Genomic DNA, 16,105 nt, shown 5'->3' on the forward strand with positions numbered 1-16,105 from the left:
TTGAAAAAAGTTCTACAAATCATCGACCTGCACGTCAGCTTTCGGACATATGGCGGCTCAGTTCGAGCGGTACGCGGAGTGAATGTGGATGTATATGAAAAAGAAACCCTTGCCATTGTAGGAGAGTCAGGCTGCGGGAAAAGTGTCACTTCACAAAGCATTATGAGGTTGCTACCAGCTTACAGCGCTCATGTTGATCAGGGAGAAATATGGTTTGAAGATCGAAATTTACTGTCATTATCTGAAAAAGAAATGCGCGCCATTCGAGGTGTCGATATTTCGATGATTTTCCAAGATCCCATGACCGCACTGAATCCAACTTTGACAATCGGCGATCAGCTCATGGAGGCTGCAAAGGAGCATCAAAAGCTGACGAAAAAAGAAGTGAAAGAAGCCGCCATTCGGATGCTTGATTTGGTCGGCATTCCGCAGCCGAAGGAAAGGCTAAAGCAATACCCTCATCAATTCAGCGGGGGAATGAGGCAGCGGCTCATGATTGCCATGGCGCTGATTTGTGAGCCAAAAGTGTTGATTGCTGATGAACCCACGACAGCGCTCGATGTGACCATACAGGCCCAAATATTAGAACTGTTTAAAGAAATTCAGAGAAAAACAGGTGTCACCATCATTTTAATCACACATGATTTAGGGGTCGTAGCCCAAGTCGCAGACCGCGTGGCGGTCATGTACGGAGGGAAAATGGTGGAGGTTGGAACGAGGCGAGATATTTTTTACAGTCCGCAGCATCCTTATACAAAGGGACTTCTGCAATCCGTTCCAAGACTTGATATGAAAGACGAACTCATTCCAATTGAAGGAAGCCCGCCTGATTTATTTGCTCCGCCAAAGGGCTGTCCGTATACAGATCGCTGCCCTACCGCCATGAAGGTGTGTGATCATATCATGCCGCATGAAACGCAGCGGTCGCCTACCCATACAGTGCATTGCTGGCTCCAAGATGAGCGTGCACAAACCGTTTTATCTTCAACACAAAGGGGGAGTTTTTGATGAGGAAAAAGGGATGGATCATCAGTATATGTTTGTTCACAATTATGCTGCTCGCAGGATGTACAGCCAATGAGCAAGCAGGGAAAGGATCATCAAGCAAAGAGGGTGAAAAGAAAGTATTAACCTTAAATAACGAAAACGAACCGACGTCGTTTGATCCGCCGATTGGTTTTAATAATGTATCGTGGCAAGGACTCAATAACCTAATGGAGGGATTAACAAGACTGAATGAAAAGCATGAACCATCCCCTGCAATGGCGGAAAAATGGGAGATTTCAAAGGATGGAAAAACGTACACGTTCCATTTAAGAGATGGCATCAAGTGGTCAAATGGTGATCCAGTGAAAGCGAGTGACTTTGAATATGCGTGGAAGCGGCTGCTTGATCCGAAAACAGGCTCCTCCGCATCGTTCCTAGCGTACATGATAGAAGGTGGAGAGGCATTTAACAGCGGAAAAGGAAAGAAAGAAGACGTGAAAGTTAGCGCTGAAAATGACAAAACGCTTAAGGTCACACTGGCATACCCGCAGAAATCGTTCTTAAATATGACCGCAAACCCTGCCTTTTTTCCTGTCAATGAACAGGTAGCGAAGAAGGACCCAAACTGGGCAAAAGACGCCAAAACCTTTGTCGGAAATGGACCGTTCAAGCTGACAGAGTGGAAGCATGATGAGAGCTTTACAATGGAAAAAAGTGAGACGTATTGGGACGAAAAATCAGTTAAGTTAGATCAAGTGAAGTGGCTAATGATCAGTGATCGAAACACAGACTATCAAATGTATCAATCAGGAGATTTAGATACTGCCTTTGTCCCAGCAGAGCAAAGTGAAAATCTGCTAAAAAATAAAGATGTACAAATTGAAGACCAGGCTGGATTGTTCTTTTATCGTCTGAATGTAAACATGGAACCTTTTCAAAATAAAAACATCCGCAAAGCATTTCAAATGGCGATCAACCCGCAAGATATCGTAGATTATGTGACGAAAAATGAAGAGAAGCCAGCACGCGCCTTTGTCTCGCCAGGCATTCTAGATTCAAAAGGCGAGGATTTCAGAAAATCTGGCGGTGATCTTGTGAAGAACGATAAGAGTGAAGCTGCAAAGCTATTAGAAAAAGGGCTGAAAGAAGAGAACTATTCAAAACTGCCAGCCGTCACATTGACATACAGTACAAAGCCTGAGAATAAGAAAAAAGCTGAAGCCATCCAGCAGCAGTTGAAAGAAGCGCTAGGTGTAGATGTGAAGCTTGCCAACATGGAAGCCAATGTATTTGCAGAAGATCAAAAGGCGCTGAAATTCCAATTCTCACAAAGTTCATTTTTAGCAGACTATGCAGATCCGATCAATTTCCTAGAAAGCTTTCAAACAGGGAATGCCATGAACCGGACAGGGTGGTCAAACGATACCTATGATCAACTGATTAAAAAGGCAAGTCAGGAAGCAGACGAGCAAAAGAGAAACAACATTCTTCATGATGCAGAGGCACTCCTCATTGAAGAAGCACCGATCATCCCGATTCATTTTTATAACCAAGTTCATTTACAAAAAGAAGGCGTGAAGGGGATTGTTCGTCACCCTGTTGGGTATATCGATTTGAAATGGGCGCAAGTAGATGGAAAGTGATATTAGAATCAAAAGACGCTTTGAAATAAAAGCGTCTGTTCCTTTATTTGTTCATGTTATGAAGCAGAAACCCATAGATTGAAAGAAACAAAGAGAAAGAGGGGATACGGCATGAGCCAGCTGCCAGTGGCACTTCAAACAGGGGATACAGTGGGGGTTATTGCCCCAGCAAGCCCGCCTGATGAGCTGAAATTAGCAAAAGGGATTGCCTTTTTAGAAAGCCTCGGGCTAAAGGTGAAAAAAGGGAAGTATTTGGACCGGCGGTATGGATATTTAGCCGGTCATGATCATGAAAGAGTGGAAGATCTTCATTGCATGTTTCAAGATCCAGAGGTGAAAGCGGTTATTTGTGCTTGCGGAGGATACGGGACTGGCAGACTTGCGGAAGCCATTGACTATGACCTGATTCGCCGGAATCCAAAAATCTTTTGGGGCTATAGTGATATTACGTTTTTACATACGGCCATCCAGCAGCAGACGGGTCTTGTGACATTTCATGGGCCAATGCTCTCCTCTGATGTGGGACTTGAGGAGGTCCATCCTTATACGAAAGATACCTTTTTACAGCTGTTCGCACCGAAAGCCTTTACGTATGCAAACCACTTGTCACCCCTTCATACTTTCTATCCGGGCACCGCTTCAGGTGAGATTGTAGGAGGAAATCTTGCCCTCCTCGTCACAACACTTGGGACACCTTTTGAAATCGATACGAAGGGAAAGCTTTTGTTCATTGAAGATATTGACGAAGAACCCTATAAAATTGATCGAATGATGCAGCACCTCACATCTGCCGGGAAATTGGATGATTCGGCTGGATTCATTATTGGAGATTTTCATCAATGTGAGCCAAAAAAGAAAGATCAGTCCCTCACATTGAATCAAGTATGGGACACGTATATTGTGCCGCAAAAGAAGCCTGCACTTGGTGGCTTTCGGATCGGCCATTCTTCTCCGAACTTTGCCATTCCAATGGGCACACAGGCTGCATTAGATGCGACGGGAAAAAAACTGCACATTTCTCCAGGCGTTGCAGCGAAAGAGGCGATCACATGAATATCGTTGATGTTCATACATGCAGAATGAGTGTACCGCTAAAAAAGCCTTTCAAAACCGCTTTGCGGACGGTGTATGACGCAGCATCTCTGATCGTTATCATCACATATGATCAAGGTGACGTCAGCTACGGAGAGGCAGTCCCGACTGCGGTGATTACAGGTGAAACGCTGGAAAGCATCGACTATGCCATCTGTGAAGTGATCAGACCGATCTTACTTGGGGCTTCCTTGTCTGAGTATGAACAAATTTTTTCTCATATGGACCGTGTGCTCGCTTGCAACACAAGCGCAAAGGCAGCGGTTGACATGGCCATTTATGATGGCTTAGCGAAGCAGGCAGGACTTCCGCTTTATCAATACCTTGGCGGATATCGCAGTCAGCTTGAAACCGATTATACGGTCAGTGTAAACCGTCCACTTGAGATGGCGGAAGATGCGAAGCAATACGCAGCAGAAGGCTTTCAGACATTAAAGATCAAGGTGGGAAAAGATGACATAGACACGGATATTCAGCGTATCAAGCGAATTCGAGAAAAGGTCGGGCCGGATATTCAGATCAGGCTCGATGCGAATCAGGGCTGGACGTGGAAGGAAGCGGTCGTAGCCATTCGAAAAATGGAGTCACTGAATATCGAACTAGTCGAGCAACCAGTGCTAAAAGAAGATATCGAAGGCCTGCGCCGTGTGACGGAGGCAACAGATACACTGATTATGGCAGACGAAAGCATTTTCAGTTTTCATGATGCGATCAAGGTGCTTGACACGAGAAGCTGTGATTTGATCAATTTAAAATTAATGAAATCAGGCGGCATAAAAGAAGCCTTAAAAATCAACGCTTTGGCAGAAGCATACGGCGTCAAGTGCATGATTGGCAGTATGATTGAGTCAAAACTTGGCATTACAGCGGCTGCTCATCTCGCCGCAAGCCAGCCGAATATCACCCGCTACGATTTTGATGCCCCGCTGATGCTAAAAGAGGACATGGTAGACGGAGGTATCTTATACAAAGGAAAAGATATTTTTTTCCCGCCGCAACATGGGTTAGGCATTCGAGGGGTGAAAGGAGTTTCATGATGATATTTGAATCAAAGGTTGCAGTTGCGAATGTATGGACAGCGCCGCAGTCACCGAGAGAAATGGATCAAAAGGTACTTCAGAGCTCCTTCAAAATCAAAGAGTGGATTGACAAGCAAACATATGAAGAAAAACTGGCTTTATGTGAAGAAAATCTGCTCCAGTCGCAAGTACTGCTCGGTGAACGAGTCATTGGCTTAGAAGAGACAGAAGGCTGGTTGAAAGTCGTCATTCCGCAGCAGGCCACCCGGAAACATCCGCAAGGCTACCCTGGCTATATACCTGCGAACCAACTAAAGCAAGTGACAGAAGGAAGTGCGCCAGCTATATCTCATATCGTTTGTCAGAAAAGAGCCATGCTCTATCGAAACGGGCAAGCGGACATGGAAATTAGTTTTTTAACAGAGCTCGCAGCTGTAGAAGAAACGAGTGATCGCTTTCGCGTCGTCACACCAGTAGGGACGAGAGAAATCAATAAAACAGATGTGCGAACAGTTTCATCCACTTCCGCTATGACTGGCAAAGATATTGTAGAGAAGGGAAAACAATTTATTGGTCTTTCGTATTTATGGGGTGGCATGAGCAGCTTTGGCTATGACTGTTCGGGCTTTGCTTACAGCATGTATAAAGCATGCGGATATCTTTTGCCGAGAGACGCAAGTGACCAAGCAGTGCAAGGAACGCCGGTCGCATCGAGCCATTTAAAACAAGGCGACTTATTGTTTTTCGCCAATGACAATGGAAAGGGAGCTGTACGCCATGTTGGGATCTACGCAGGTGACGGTATGATGCTTCACTCGCCTAAAACCGGCAAAGAAATTGAACTTCTTTTCCTTTCTGGCACTTCATATGAAAAAGAATGGGCAGGTGCAAGACGGTATTTGCCAAGCGAAGGGAGCAAAGGTCATGGCAGTTGAACCACTTTTACAAGTAAACAATCTCAAAAAACACTTTCATCTATCGAAAGGAAGAACGTTAAAAGCACTAGACGGTGTCTCCTTTCAGTTGAAACAAGGCGAAACATTTGGCCTTGTTGGCGAGTCCGGCTGCGGGAAATCCACACTTGGAAAAGTGCTTATGCGCCTTTATGAACCAACAGATGGAGAAGCCTTGTATGAAGGAAAAAGCCTTCATCACCTTTCACAAAAAGAATCCTTTGATTTTAATCGGCAAATTCAAATGGTGTTTCAAGATCCGTATTCTTCCCTGAATCCGCGGCTGTCTGTCAAAGATATCATGCTGGAGCCAATGGAGATTCATAACCTTTATAGGAGTCAAAAGAAAAGGGTGGCCCGGGTGAAAGAACTACTGGAAGCTGTTGGACTTAGCTATGACTTTGCCACTCGCTACCCTCATGAATTCAGTGGAGGGCAGAGGCAGAGAATTGGTATTGCAAGGGCACTCGCCTTAGCACCGAAATTTATTGTGGCAGATGAGCCCATTTCTGCACTAGATGTCTCAGTTCAAGCGCAGGTTGTGAATCTGCTAAAAAAATTGCAAAAGGAGGAAGGGCTGACATTTCTCTTTATTGCGCATGATCTGTCGATGGTCAAATATATCAGCGACCGAATCGGTGTCATGTATTTAGGTCATCTCGTCGAATTGACCAGTAGTGATGCGTTATATCAAACACCGCTGCACCCATACACACAAGCCTTGCTGTCAGCGATCCCCATTCCAGATCCTGACGCGGAGGACAAGCGCAAAAGGTTCATTTTAAAAGGAGAAATTCCAAGTCCAGTGAATCCGCCAAGCGGCTGTGTATTTCGAACAAGGTGTCCTGCAGCGATGGATGTGTGTGCTGAAAAAAAGCCAACATTACAAGCGGTAGAAGAAGGGCATGATGTCGCCTGTCATTTATACGACCGGACATAAAAATAGATAGAAAAAAGCCAGCAAGTAGACAAGTTGTTCTACACGCTGGCTTTTTTAGTGGATGAACGCCGAATCGGTAATGTGCAGCATCTAAAAGACCCACCAGATTTAATGATTTCTGAAAAATCCACTTCAATGACAGTGTACCCGTGAGCGGTTAATGCAGCATTTGTTTCTTGATTGATGGGCAAACTGATCACTTTTTTCTGTCCAATGGATAAAACGTTAGGTCCGAGTGTGAATTGCTCTTGTTCGCTTATTTCAATGAGATGATAATGCATGCTGAGCAAGTGAAGATCCTCTTTTTTGAACGCTTCAGGATAAATCAACATCTCATCATGAGAGAGAATATTCATCACACAATCTAGGTGCAAAATGTGAGGAGGAAGATGAATAGGAATGATGTCATGATTCGATAGTTCTTTTTTGAGCTCATGGATAGCGGCTGGGTTTGTTCTTTTGCTCGTTCCGACAAAGACGCGTCTTTGATCCACAAGTACATCGCCGCCTTCAATCGTTCCGTTTGTCAGGCTAACAGTTTTTAAGCCATATTCCTGTGCCCACTCTTTTAATAATTGTTCTTCTCCTTGGCGAACCAGAGCGGCCATGCTTGAAACAAAGAGTGTATGTCCAATCGTAAACCCAATATCCCGAGTAAAGACTTGTTCAGGAAAGCGGTCATTTGCAGGAAGCATAATGGGGCGTACTTGATGGTTTTTTAGGGTTTGGATCAATTGCTTATGCTGAGCAATGGCTTTCATTTGAGAAATATTTTCTCTTGCAAAATGTTTTTGGGTTTCGTTGATGATCTGTTTGATTTCCATATAGATGGGGCTGCATAAAAGGACTTCTTGTAAATCGTCATATTCACTCATACATTGCGGCATTTTGTGTATTTGTTCTGCTCTTATAGAATCCATCAAATGGCCTCCTTGTTTGTTCATAGTTCTATTATTCCTCGCTTTAGTCATGGTTGAAACATTTCCGAAAGAAAATCTCTCACAAGAGACTAAAGCAAAAAGTTTAGACAAACCTAAAAGAATAGTGTTTAATAAAAGTCGTTCCGCATTCACGAAAACAGCAAGAAGGAGCTATGATGATGAGTGAAGAAAATTTCAAATACTGCAAAGAATCGAAAGTTGTCAAAACTAGCAGGGTATTCCCTCTCGATACGAATAATCACCAAACCTTATTTGGCGGGAAATTAATGAGTTATATAGATGACATTGCCTCCATCTCGGCAGCAAGGCACAGCCGCAGTGAAACGGTCACGGCTTCAATGGATTCTGTTGACTTTTTAGAGCCGATTGGACAAAAAGAGTCAGTATGCTTGGAATCCTATGTGACATGGGTTGGCACGTCTTCCATGGAAGTGTTCGTTAAAGTCATGAAAGAAAACTTGATGTCTGGAGAACGCAGACTTGCAGCCACTTCATTTCTGACATTTGTTTCGTTAGATGAAAACGGAAAACCTAAACGAGTCCCGCAGGTGATGCCGCAAACAGAGGAAGAAATCATGCTGCATCAAACAGCAAAACAGCGAGCTGAAGAAAGAAAAAGCCGCCGAAAGCATAGCAAGGCGCTGGCTGACGCACTTGGGACAGATAAACCATGGGCGTAAAAATCACCCTTTAAGCGGTGATTTTTTTCTAGGATGGTATCTTGCATGGCAAGATAGTGTGTGTTAAGATGATGCTATCTTGTGATGCAAGGTACTGGAATCGGAGGAACAAAGATGACAACATCCACACAAATGCTAAAAGGAATTTTAGAAGGCTGCCTACTGTCGATAATTTCAGAGGGTGAGATTTATGGATATGAAATGACGAAGAAGCTTGCTTATTATGGGTTTGATCAAATTAGTGAAGGAAGTATCTATCCGATCCTGCTGCGTATGCAAAAGGAACAACTCGTGACCACTGTCACAAAAGCATCAGCAAGCGGACCAAAACGGAAATACTATACGCTCACACAAGCTGGAGAACAAGCGCTCACAGAGTTTATTACCCGCTGGAGTGAGCTTTCAAAAAATGTAAACTGTTTACTACAAAAAGGGAAGTGAGATTATGGTATCAAAAGAAACAAGACACGTTCTACTAGAGCTGAAACTCTATCTTATCTCAAAGGGGAAAAATCAGGATGAAATTGATGAGCTAATGGATGAACTGACGACACATGCGGTCGAGGCTGAAAAGGACGGTAAAACAGGAGAGGCTTTGTTTGGCGGAAATCCGCGGGGCTATGCTGATGAACTGGAAAAAGAGATGTCAGGAAACCATAAAGACTGGGTTCCCTTCGTTAGTGCCTTCTTAATTGGATCACTCTTTTATATGATTTTATCAGATGCGATCAGTCAAAGCTTATCCTATTCTTGGTATGCATTGATTGGCTATCCGCTCGTTTTAGTGGCCAATGTCATCATGATCATTGTGATGTTTAGAGCGTCTGCCTTTCAGACAGGCGGCCGGGCATTTCTTTATTTTTGGATCTTAGGAATCTTTCAGTTGACTTCAATGGTCACAATCAAACTAATGGATCAAAAAATTGGCATACCATTACTTGTGCTGACTTCAGATCAAAGATGGGGCGTCATCCTGCTTATGCTGATATGTATCATTGTCTTTAATGCGATCATGAAAGCGAATCTCATTTCATTAATTCCGATCATCTTTTTCGGACCGCAGCTCCTATTTGAGTGGATTGGCTGGACATCACCAAGCGTGCTTCTCTTGCAAAGTCTGCTATCTATTGTGATCTTAATTGGGCTTGTGCTCATTGTTTTACGCCGGACGAATAAGAAAAATGAAAACACGATGTAATAAACAGAGCACATCCCATCGGATGTGCTTCAGCGTGTAGACAAACCCTCGCATTCGGTGTCAGATCTGCGCTTCGGTGCTCACGAATGTTCAATTCGCTCCGCTCCGATGCTCGTCCTTCCTAGGGCTGCAAAGGTTTTCTATCACGCTGAAAAGAAGACAAAGGGCTAAAATCAAGATCATTTTAGCCCTTTGTCAACAATCTGAGCACATCCCATCGGATGTGCTTTTCTTTTTCTAAAAAAATGTAGAAATGGTAGCGTATTTTTCATTACAATGGGAAGAGGACAAAAATGAAAAGGGGTTCTGTGCTTGGATATTTTATGGGGATATGTACTGGTTTTTGTATTGGCTGCTTTGCCTTTTTTTGAAGTGGTTGGTGTGGTTCCACTGGCCATCTTAGGTGGACTGCATCCTGTGACAACGGCTGTAATCGGGTTCATCGGGAACTTTCTCACAGTCTTGCTCCTCATTGTTTTCGTAGACCGCTTCAAAGCATGGCGGTTGAGGAGAAAAGAAGATAAAAGTGATGAAAAAGGAGAAAAAAAGCAACTGCGTGCCAGAAAAATTTGGGAACGATATGGTCTCCCGGGATTAGCACTCATCGGTCCTTTTATCATCGGCAGTCATTTAGCGGCATTTATGTGCATGAGCTTCGGAACGAAGAGAAAGCAAGTTGCGGTGTGGATGACAGTCAGTTTAATGATGTGGACGGCGCTGGCAGCTAGTTTAACCGGTGCAGGAATCCATTACTTTGCCCCAGATTCAAATGGATTGTTCGGTGATATTTTTAATCAGTAAGTGAGGGGAGGATTAAAAATGAAACAACAAACACGCACTGTGTTTGAGACTGAGCGCCTTAGACTGAGAACGATGAATGAACATGATGCCTCGTTTTTATATGACATGTTGTTCCAAGATGAAGAAGTGATGAAGTATTATCCTTCATTGAAGGATGAGGAGCAGACGAAAGAGTGGATAGCATGGAATCAAAAGAATGACCGCATGTATCATACCTCTTTGTGGATCATTGAAGAGAAAGAAACGAATGAACCACTTGGACAAAGCGGGATTGTTCTGCAAAACATTGAAGGACAAACCGAACTTGAAATCGGCTATATGCTAAAGAAAGCAGCTTGGGGAAAGGGCTATGCTGCTGAAGCCGCAAAAGGCTGTCTTACCTATGGCTTTGAAGAAATGAAGGTCAGACGAATGGTGAGCTTAATCCGCCCAGACAATGAAGCATCGGTAAAGGTCGCTTTAAAAATGGGCATGAAAAAAGAAAAAACCATTTCAAAATGGGACCAAATCATCGATGTATACAGCATCACCCGCAACGAAGAAAACGGCTCGCTTACAAAATAAGCAGAGCCGTTTCAGCGTGTAGACAAACCCTCGCATTCGGTGTCAGTCCTGCGTGCTGGTGCTCACGAATGTCAGATTCGCTCCGCGCCAGTACTCGTCTTTCCTAGACTGCAAAGGTTTTCTATCACGCTGTAAAGAAGACAAAGGGCTAAAATCAAGCCCTTTGTCAACAATCTGAAACGGCTCGCTTACAAAATAAGCAGAGCCGTTTTTACTTTATATCAGCTGTTCTAGCTGCAGTAAATATTTCTTCCGTTCAACCCCGCCGCCGTAGCCGCCGAGCTCACCACTTGTTTGAATGACGCGGTGGCATGGAATGATGATCGCCAATTGATTGGCACCATTTGCATTCCCTACCGCCCGGACTAAATGCGGATCGCCCAGCATCACAGCAAGATCTCGGTAAGAACTAGTTTCGCCTGAAGGAATGCGTGTGAGCAGGTCCCACACCTTCAATTGAAAAGGGGTGCCATGCATAGAAAGTGGTACTGTAAACCGTGTCAGTTTTCTCTCGAAATATAGGGTCAATTCCTTTACCAATTGCTGATGGACATTTGTTTCCCCGACTAAAATGCGTGCATGATGCTTTTTTCTCATGTTCTCAATTTCCTTTTCAAGTCCCCGCCTGTCCATAAACTCCAGTAAATACACATGCGCGGCATCTGTCACGCTGATCATCCGTCCAATCGGTGTAGAAATAAAATTGGCATGGAGAATCTTAGTCTGCGCCTTTTTAGGGGGATTGCCCATAATTTTCGTAAAGGCATCATTGAAGGCACTCGAAGATTCATAGCCCAAGGCGACCTGCTGATCAATCACTTTCTTTCCATTCAGAATTTCTTTAAAGGCAAGTCCCATTCGGCGTGATCTCGCATATTGAACAAAGGTCATGCCATAGATTTCTTTGAATTTCCGCCGTGCCGTTGCAGAGTGAATGCCTAGCTGACGAAAGTCCTCTTCTTTCCAGCGTTTTTCAGGATGTGTTTCGACCGCTGAAACGAGTGTGTTAACTTCTTCTGGAATGCTGTTAGGGTATGTTAATGGTGTGCAGCGCTTGCACGGACGATATCCTGCTAGCAGTGCTTCCTCTGCTGTAATGAAAAATTCACAGTTTTCATATTTGGGTTTTCTAGCGGTACATGTGGCATGACAGAAGATACCGGTGGTCTTAATGCCGGCAAAGAATGTGCCGTCATATTGCGGATCCTTGTCAACCAGTGCTTGATAAAATTCATGTTTCTGTTCGTCGGTTATCATCATACGACCCACCTCTTGGTTTTTTTCTTGGCTAATAAATGGATGATCTGTAATGCAGCATCCTAAAGTTAACGTTCATTACTTCAATCTGAGTTTATTATACCAGCGATATGATCGTTCCTTTAACGTTTGAGCGTGTCTAGCTTGGTCTTTCTTCCATATTTTTTTGTTTTAGTTCATATGCTTTAGTTGTTTCTGTTTCATTTCTTCATAAAAGGTTTCAACTTCTTGTTCGTAAAGAACGGTCTCGATGTCCTTGTATTTACGCTTGATCGTCAATGTAATAAAAATTAAATGGATTGTCATATACGCTCATTTCCCTTCGGTTAACAGCACGCAAATATCTTTTGATCTGTTTCTAACATTTAGTATACGCTGGTTCGAAATCATTTCTTTCGAAAAATGAACAAGTATATTTGAAGAGGGAGAGCAAACTGGTAGACCGGCATATTGGGGTGTGATAAGATTTTTAATACAGAATCTGCTCTCAGTCAGATCTGTTTATCATGAATTGGTTTTCTAGGGTTCCGTGCGCAGGTGCAGTCTGGTCCGAGAGAAAACACATAGGGTCTTTAGAAGAGGCCATATGGACACGGAGGGATAAAAGCCCGGGAGATTTGATCAAACGATCGATTTCCAGGCTTTTTTTGTTGGTTGGAATCGTTCAGAAAGGAGAAGATCGGATGAAATGGGGAAATGTCTTTATTGCGGCCATCTTTGAAGTCGGCTGGGTGATGGGGCTGAAATATGCCAACTCGCTCATAGAATGGGGCGCAACCATCGTTTGTATTATCGTGAGCTTTTATTTACTCATGAAAGCAACAAGTGTACTGCCAGTCGGCACACTTTATGCTGTTTTTACCGGTCTTGGGACAGCAGGTACCGTCGTCATAGGCATGGTGCTTGGTGAGCCGGTTCAGCTTGTCAAACTGCTTTTGATTGTCATGCTTTTGTGCGGGGTATTAGGATTGAAGTTGACAACAGGTGAAAAGAAGGGAGAGGCTGAATCATGAGTTGGCTTTTACTTATTGGAGCAGGCATCTTAGAAATGCTTTGTGTGACTATGATGAACCAATTCCAAAAAGACAAGCATGTCAAATGGATTTTATTCATTGCGGCTGGCTTTTCGATGTCCTTTCTGATGCTGTCTCTTGCGATGAACACGATTCCGATGGGTACGGCGTACGCCATTTGGACGGGAATCGGAGCTGCTGGAGGCGCCGTGGTCGGTATGCTCTTTTACGGAGAGTCGAAAGATGCAAAACGTATTTTCTTCATCGCATTGATTTTATCTGCGGCAGTAGGATTGAAAATCATTGAATAAGAAAAGGCTGGCAAATAGATGCCAGCCTTTTGTTACATCGAATGATGATTGGAATCGTTTTCATTTTTGCGATAAAGCTGGCTCACAAGTAGAAAACACACACCAAATGTGAGAAAAGGAATGAGTCTTTCACCAGCTATAAAAAGGGAAATACCTGTGATTAGACAAATGATGCCGAGCCAAAAGCTCACTTTTCCAAACAAAGTCATACTTTTCATCTCCATCACTCCTTTTATGATAAAAGGTCTATTCACATTATATCACGCTAGGTGCAGAATTGAATGAATATTCAATAAAAAATAGGAGTCTACATTGCTTTTTCTCTTTCCAGTCCAGTATAATATTTCATTAGAATGAAAACGTAAATGAGGTCATGATATATGAGAACTTTGATAACAGAGAAACTTGAATTACACAGACAAAAGCATGAGCAAAAAGGAAGATTGCTTGTCAGTTGCCCGGATCAACCTGGGATTGTATCCGCTGTTTCTTCCTTTTTATTTGAGCATGGAGCAAATATCATTGAGTCCAGCCAATACACAACAGATCATGAAAGCGGCCGCTTCTTTTTAAGAATTGAATTTGATTGGAAAGACATCTCGGCAAATATGGATCAGCTGAAGCAGCAGTTTGAGCCAATTGCATCTTCATTTCAAATGACGTGGAGCATGTCGCGTGCAAGTGAGCTTAAAAAGCTGGCGATCTTTGTGTCAAAAGAGCTTCATTGTTTACATGAGCTCCTATGGGAATGGCAAAGCGGCAATTTGATGGCTGAAATTGCGGTCGTGATCAGCAATCATGAAACGGCAAAAGACACAGTAGAAGCGCTTGGGATACCGTTCCATTTTGTGAAGGCGAACAAAGACATTCGCAAAGAAGCAGAAAAAGAGCAACTCGCAATATTAGAAGAGTATGATATTGATGCCATTGTGCTTGCTAGATACATGCAAATTTTAACGCCTGGCTTTATAGAACAGCATCCGAACAAAATCATTAATATTCATCATTCCTTCCTGCCAGCGTTTATCGGTGCAAATCCATATAAGCGAGCATATGAGCGAGGAGTCAAATTGATTGGCGCGACTTCTCATTATGTGACCAATGATTTAGATGAAGGACCGATCATTGAACAGGATATTGAGCGTGTAGATCACAGAGATGATGCGGAGGCTTTAAAAAATATCGGCCGAACAATTGAGCGGAGTGTGCTTGCTCGTGCAGTCAAATGGCATCTAGAAGATCGAATTATTGTACATGAGAATAAAACGATTGTATTTAATTGACCGCTTGACTTTTCCTTTGCAATTGGTGATAATATAAAAAAATTAACGAGCGTTGAAAAGGAATAGTAAGCAGGAACTGATGCGTAAAGAGAGCAAATGACATGCTGAAACATTTGCCGCAGACAGCTGCTGAACCTGCCCTTTGAGCCTTAGAGGAAAAATCTAAGCGCATGCCTGGCGTTACAGGAGTTGAGTGGAATAAGCTAGAAATGTGCTTATTCAATGAAGGTGGTACCACGGAAAATCCCTTTTTCGTCCTTTACATAAGGAGAAAAAGGGATTTTTTTGTGCCTAAAGGTATAGCGGAGGGAATCAATAATGAAAAAGCAAAGGATCGTCATCAAAATTGGCAGTAGTTCATTGACAGAGCAAAAAGGAGCCATTGATGAACAAAAAATGCAAGATCATGTGAAAGCGATAGCAAAGCTGAAAGAGGCTGGGCATGAAATCATTTTAATTTCATCAGGAGCTGTCGCAGCAGGATTTGGCAGCTTAGGGTATCCAGCAAGACCTGTGACTTTAAAGGGAAAACAGGCAGCAGCAGCCGTTGGTCAGGGCTTATTAATGCAAAAATATACAGAACTATTTTCACAGTTTCACATGACACCTGCTCAAATGCTTTTAACCCGTAATGACTTTTCAGATCGCACCAGATATCGAAATGCTTACGCAACGATGATGGAGCTGCTGGAAAGAAAAATTTTACCAATTATTAATGAAAATGATTCTGTCTCCATTGAGGAGCTTACTTTTGGTGATAATGACATGCTGTCAGCTCTTGTCAGTGGATTAATTCATGCAGATCAATTGATCATCTTAACAGACATTAACGGAATTTATAATGCAAACCCAAATGAGCATCCTGAGGCGAAGCGTTTTGATGTCCTAACACACATTTCAGAAGAATTGTTTTCATATGCGAAGAGCACAGGCTCAAAAGTGGGAACAGGCGGGATGAAATCAAAACTGTCTGCTGCACAAACGGCACTTTCACTAGGCGTAAAAGTCTTCATTGGTACAGGGACTGGTGAGGATAAGCTGCTTCATATTCTAGCGGGTCAAGGAGACGGCACGTATATCGGAGAACAGGACTTATCAGCTGTTAACAACCGCCGTCAATGGATTCAATTCCATTCACCCGTTTCTGGGAAAATCATGATAGATGCAGGAGCAGAAGCGGCGATTTTGCATCATGGCAGAAGTCTTCTTCCAGCTGGCGTCATTGATGTCGCTGGTGACTTTTCTAAAGGAGAGGTCGTTGAAGTCGTCGGTCCGAACGGACTAGTAGGTAAAGGACAAACCTTGTACGCATCCGATGAGCTTCTCGGAATTAAAGGACTGCGAAGTGATGAGCTTTCAAATGAGAAGCCTGAAGTTATACACAGAGATCACTGGGTACAGCATGTACAAAACTGAGGAGTGA

General features: G+C 43.3%; 19 protein-coding genes, 1 riboswitch and 1 other annotated feature. Of the genes, 15 read left to right on the top strand and 4 right to left on the bottom strand.

The genetic code is table 11. The features are described 5' to 3' along the window. The 6 genes from MHI35_RS06115 to MHI35_RS06140 all read left to right on the top strand — a co-directional run bounded on the left by MHI35_RS06115 (position 1) and on the right by MHI35_RS06140 (position 6,634). The gene (locus MHI35_RS06115; protein ID WP_144523091.1) at positions 1-1,008 is read left to right on the top strand and encodes an ABC transporter ATP-binding protein; all 1,008 of its coding nucleotides are present in this window, start codon (positions 1-3) and stop codon (positions 1,006-1,008) included. Further along, positions 1,008-2,630, top strand: a complete 1,623-nt coding sequence (locus MHI35_RS06120) for a peptide ABC transporter substrate-binding protein (protein WP_144523090.1) — start codon at positions 1,008-1,010, stop codon at positions 2,628-2,630. The genes MHI35_RS06115 and MHI35_RS06120 overlap by 1 nt, the downstream gene beginning before the upstream one ends. A gap of 111 nt (positions 2,631-2,741) precedes the next feature. Next, positions 2,742-3,683: a S66 peptidase family protein gene (locus MHI35_RS06125; RefSeq protein WP_144523089.1), complete on the top strand. Its 942-nt coding sequence runs from the start codon at positions 2,742-2,744 to the stop codon at positions 3,681-3,683. Then, positions 3,680-4,759 carry a dipeptide epimerase gene (locus tag MHI35_RS06130; RefSeq protein ID WP_335349222.1) on the top strand — a complete coding sequence of 360 codons (1,080 nt, stop codon included), beginning with the start codon at positions 3,680-3,682 and terminating at the stop codon, positions 4,757-4,759. Before MHI35_RS06125 ends, MHI35_RS06130 begins: the two co-directional genes overlap by 4 nt. Further along, on the top strand, positions 4,759-5,676 hold the full coding sequence (locus MHI35_RS06135) for a C40 family peptidase (protein ID WP_211063077.1): 918 nt from the start codon (positions 4,759-4,761) through the stop codon (positions 5,674-5,676). The genes MHI35_RS06130 and MHI35_RS06135 overlap by 1 nt, the downstream gene beginning before the upstream one ends. Next, positions 5,666-6,634 carry an ABC transporter ATP-binding protein gene (locus tag MHI35_RS06140; RefSeq protein WP_211063076.1) on the top strand — a complete coding sequence of 323 codons (969 nt, stop codon included), beginning with the start codon at positions 5,666-5,668 and terminating at the stop codon, positions 6,632-6,634. Before MHI35_RS06135 ends, MHI35_RS06140 begins: the two co-directional genes overlap by 11 nt. Before the next feature lie 38 nt (positions 6,635-6,672). Here MHI35_RS06140 and MHI35_RS06145 read toward each other — a convergent pair whose 3' ends face one another. Continuing rightward, entirely contained in the window at positions 6,673-7,554 is an 882-nt protein-coding gene (locus MHI35_RS06145) for a dimethylarginine dimethylaminohydrolase family protein (RefSeq protein ID WP_335349223.1), read from the bottom strand. A gap of 179 nt (positions 7,555-7,733) precedes the next feature. On the opposite strand from MHI35_RS06145, the gene MHI35_RS06150 reads away from it, so the two are divergent. The 5 genes from MHI35_RS06150 to MHI35_RS06170 all read left to right on the top strand — a co-directional run bounded on the left by MHI35_RS06150 (position 7,734) and on the right by MHI35_RS06170 (position 10,818). Next, positions 7,734-8,255: an acyl-CoA thioesterase gene (locus tag MHI35_RS06150; RefSeq protein ID WP_144523084.1), complete on the top strand. Its 522-nt coding sequence runs from the start codon at positions 7,734-7,736 to the stop codon at positions 8,253-8,255. Positions 8,256-8,369: 114 nt separating this feature from the next. Continuing rightward, entirely contained in the window at positions 8,370-8,696 is a 327-nt protein-coding gene (locus tag MHI35_RS06155) for a PadR family transcriptional regulator (RefSeq protein ID WP_065097119.1), read from the top strand. A 4-nt stretch (positions 8,697-8,700) separates the two neighbouring features. Continuing rightward, positions 8,701-9,453, top strand: a complete 753-nt coding sequence (locus MHI35_RS06160; RefSeq protein ID WP_211063074.1) for an HAAS domain-containing protein — start codon at positions 8,701-8,703, stop codon at positions 9,451-9,453. Positions 9,454-9,765: 312 nt separating this feature from the next. Further along, entirely contained in the window at positions 9,766-10,254 is a 489-nt protein-coding gene (locus MHI35_RS06165; RefSeq protein WP_003211008.1) for a small multi-drug export protein, read from the top strand. A gap of 18 nt (positions 10,255-10,272) precedes the next feature. Beyond that, positions 10,273-10,818, top strand: coding sequence for a GNAT family N-acetyltransferase (locus MHI35_RS06170; protein ID WP_335349224.1), 546 nt, complete (start codon positions 10,273-10,275; stop codon positions 10,816-10,818). A 216-nt stretch (positions 10,819-11,034) separates the two neighbouring features. Here MHI35_RS06170 and MHI35_RS06175 read toward each other — a convergent pair whose 3' ends face one another. Then, positions 11,035-12,078 carry a bifunctional transcriptional activator/DNA repair enzyme AdaA gene (locus tag MHI35_RS06175; protein ID WP_224925182.1) on the bottom strand — a complete coding sequence of 348 codons (1,044 nt, stop codon included), beginning with the start codon at positions 12,076-12,078 and terminating at the stop codon, positions 11,035-11,037. A gap of 168 nt (positions 12,079-12,246) precedes the next feature. Further along, positions 12,247-12,381: a YrzI family small protein gene (locus MHI35_RS06180; protein ID WP_144523080.1), complete on the bottom strand. Its 135-nt coding sequence runs from the start codon at positions 12,379-12,381 to the stop codon at positions 12,247-12,249. 202 nt (positions 12,382-12,583) lie between these two features. Further along, a riboswitch (guanidine-I (ykkC/yxkD leader) is annotated at positions 12,584-12,692 on the top strand. Between the two features lie 66 nt (positions 12,693-12,758). On the opposite strand from MHI35_RS06180, the gene MHI35_RS06185 reads away from it, so the two are divergent. After that, positions 12,759-13,088, top strand: coding sequence for a DMT family transporter (locus tag MHI35_RS06185; RefSeq protein WP_012009689.1), 330 nt, complete (start codon positions 12,759-12,761; stop codon positions 13,086-13,088). Further along, entirely contained in the window at positions 13,085-13,399 is a 315-nt protein-coding gene (locus MHI35_RS06190; protein ID WP_213019661.1) for a DMT family transporter, read from the top strand. Before MHI35_RS06185 ends, MHI35_RS06190 begins: the two co-directional genes overlap by 4 nt. Before the next feature lie 32 nt (positions 13,400-13,431). On the opposite strand, the gene MHI35_RS06195 is transcribed toward MHI35_RS06190, so the two are convergent. Further along, on the bottom strand, positions 13,432-13,617 hold the full coding sequence (locus MHI35_RS06195) for a hypothetical protein (protein WP_003211372.1): 186 nt from the start codon (positions 13,615-13,617) through the stop codon (positions 13,432-13,434). Positions 13,618-13,779: 162 nt separating this feature from the next. Here MHI35_RS06195 and purU point away from each other — a divergent pair, with 162 nt between their 5' ends. Together purU and proB are read left to right on the top strand one after the other, a co-directional pair. Further along, a complete protein-coding gene (gene purU, locus MHI35_RS06200) occupies positions 13,780-14,682 on the top strand; it encodes a formyltetrahydrofolate deformylase (RefSeq protein ID WP_144522895.1) in 903 nt (300 codons plus the stop codon). Between the two features lie 43 nt (positions 14,683-14,725). After that, positions 14,726-14,945, top strand: a binding site (T-box leader). 55 nt (positions 14,946-15,000) lie between these two features. After that, positions 15,001-16,098, top strand: a complete 1,098-nt coding sequence (proB, locus tag MHI35_RS06205; protein ID WP_144522894.1) for a glutamate 5-kinase — start codon at positions 15,001-15,003, stop codon at positions 16,096-16,098. The last annotated feature ends 7 nt before the right edge of the window (positions 16,099-16,105 follow it).

The organism is Bacillus sp. FSL K6-3459 (genome assembly GCF_038003305.1).
Classification (GTDB): Bacteria; Bacillota; Bacilli; order Bacillales; family Bacillaceae; genus Bacillus; species Bacillus pumilus_O.

Bases quoted from the DNA above. Each gene is read 5' to 3' on its own strand.
- MHI35_RS06120 (WP_144523090.1), top strand. From the start codon at position 1,008: ATGAGGAAAAAGGGATGGATCATCAGTATATGTTTGTTCACAATTATG.
- MHI35_RS06125 (WP_144523089.1), top strand. From the start codon at position 2,742: ATGAGCCAGCTGCCAGTGGCACTTCAAACAGGGGATACAGTGGGGGTT.
- MHI35_RS06130 (WP_335349222.1), top strand. From the start codon at position 3,680: ATGAATATCGTTGATGTTCATACATGCAGAATGAGTGTACCGCTAAAA.
- MHI35_RS06135 (WP_211063077.1), top strand. From the start codon at position 4,759: ATGATATTTGAATCAAAGGTTGCAGTTGCGAATGTATGGACAGCGCCG.
- MHI35_RS06140 (WP_211063076.1), top strand. From the start codon at position 5,666: ATGGCAGTTGAACCACTTTTACAAGTAAACAATCTCAAAAAACACTTT.
- MHI35_RS06145 (WP_335349223.1), bottom strand. From the start codon at position 7,554: ATGGATTCTATAAGAGCAGAACAAATACACAAAATGCCGCAATGTATG.
- MHI35_RS06150 (WP_144523084.1), top strand. From the start codon at position 7,734: ATGAGTGAAGAAAATTTCAAATACTGCAAAGAATCGAAAGTTGTCAAA.
- MHI35_RS06155 (WP_065097119.1), top strand. From the start codon at position 8,370: ATGACAACATCCACACAAATGCTAAAAGGAATTTTAGAAGGCTGCCTA.
- MHI35_RS06160 (WP_211063074.1), top strand. From the start codon at position 8,701: ATGGTATCAAAAGAAACAAGACACGTTCTACTAGAGCTGAAACTCTAT.
- MHI35_RS06170 (WP_335349224.1), top strand. From the start codon at position 10,273: ATGAAACAACAAACACGCACTGTGTTTGAGACTGAGCGCCTTAGACTG.
- MHI35_RS06175 (WP_224925182.1), bottom strand. From the start codon at position 12,078: ATGATGATAACCGACGAACAGAAACATGAATTTTATCAAGCACTGGTT.
- MHI35_RS06180 (WP_144523080.1), bottom strand. From the start codon at position 12,381: ATGACAATCCATTTAATTTTTATTACATTGACGATCAAGCGTAAATAC.
- MHI35_RS06185 (WP_012009689.1), top strand. From the start codon at position 12,759: ATGAAATGGGGAAATGTCTTTATTGCGGCCATCTTTGAAGTCGGCTGG.
- MHI35_RS06190 (WP_213019661.1), top strand. From the start codon at position 13,085: ATGAGTTGGCTTTTACTTATTGGAGCAGGCATCTTAGAAATGCTTTGT.
- MHI35_RS06195 (WP_003211372.1), bottom strand. From the start codon at position 13,617: ATGAAAAGTATGACTTTGTTTGGAAAAGTGAGCTTTTGGCTCGGCATC.
- purU (WP_144522895.1), top strand. From the start codon at position 13,780: ATGAGAACTTTGATAACAGAGAAACTTGAATTACACAGACAAAAGCAT.
- proB (WP_144522894.1), top strand. From the start codon at position 15,001: ATGAAAAAGCAAAGGATCGTCATCAAAATTGGCAGTAGTTCATTGACA.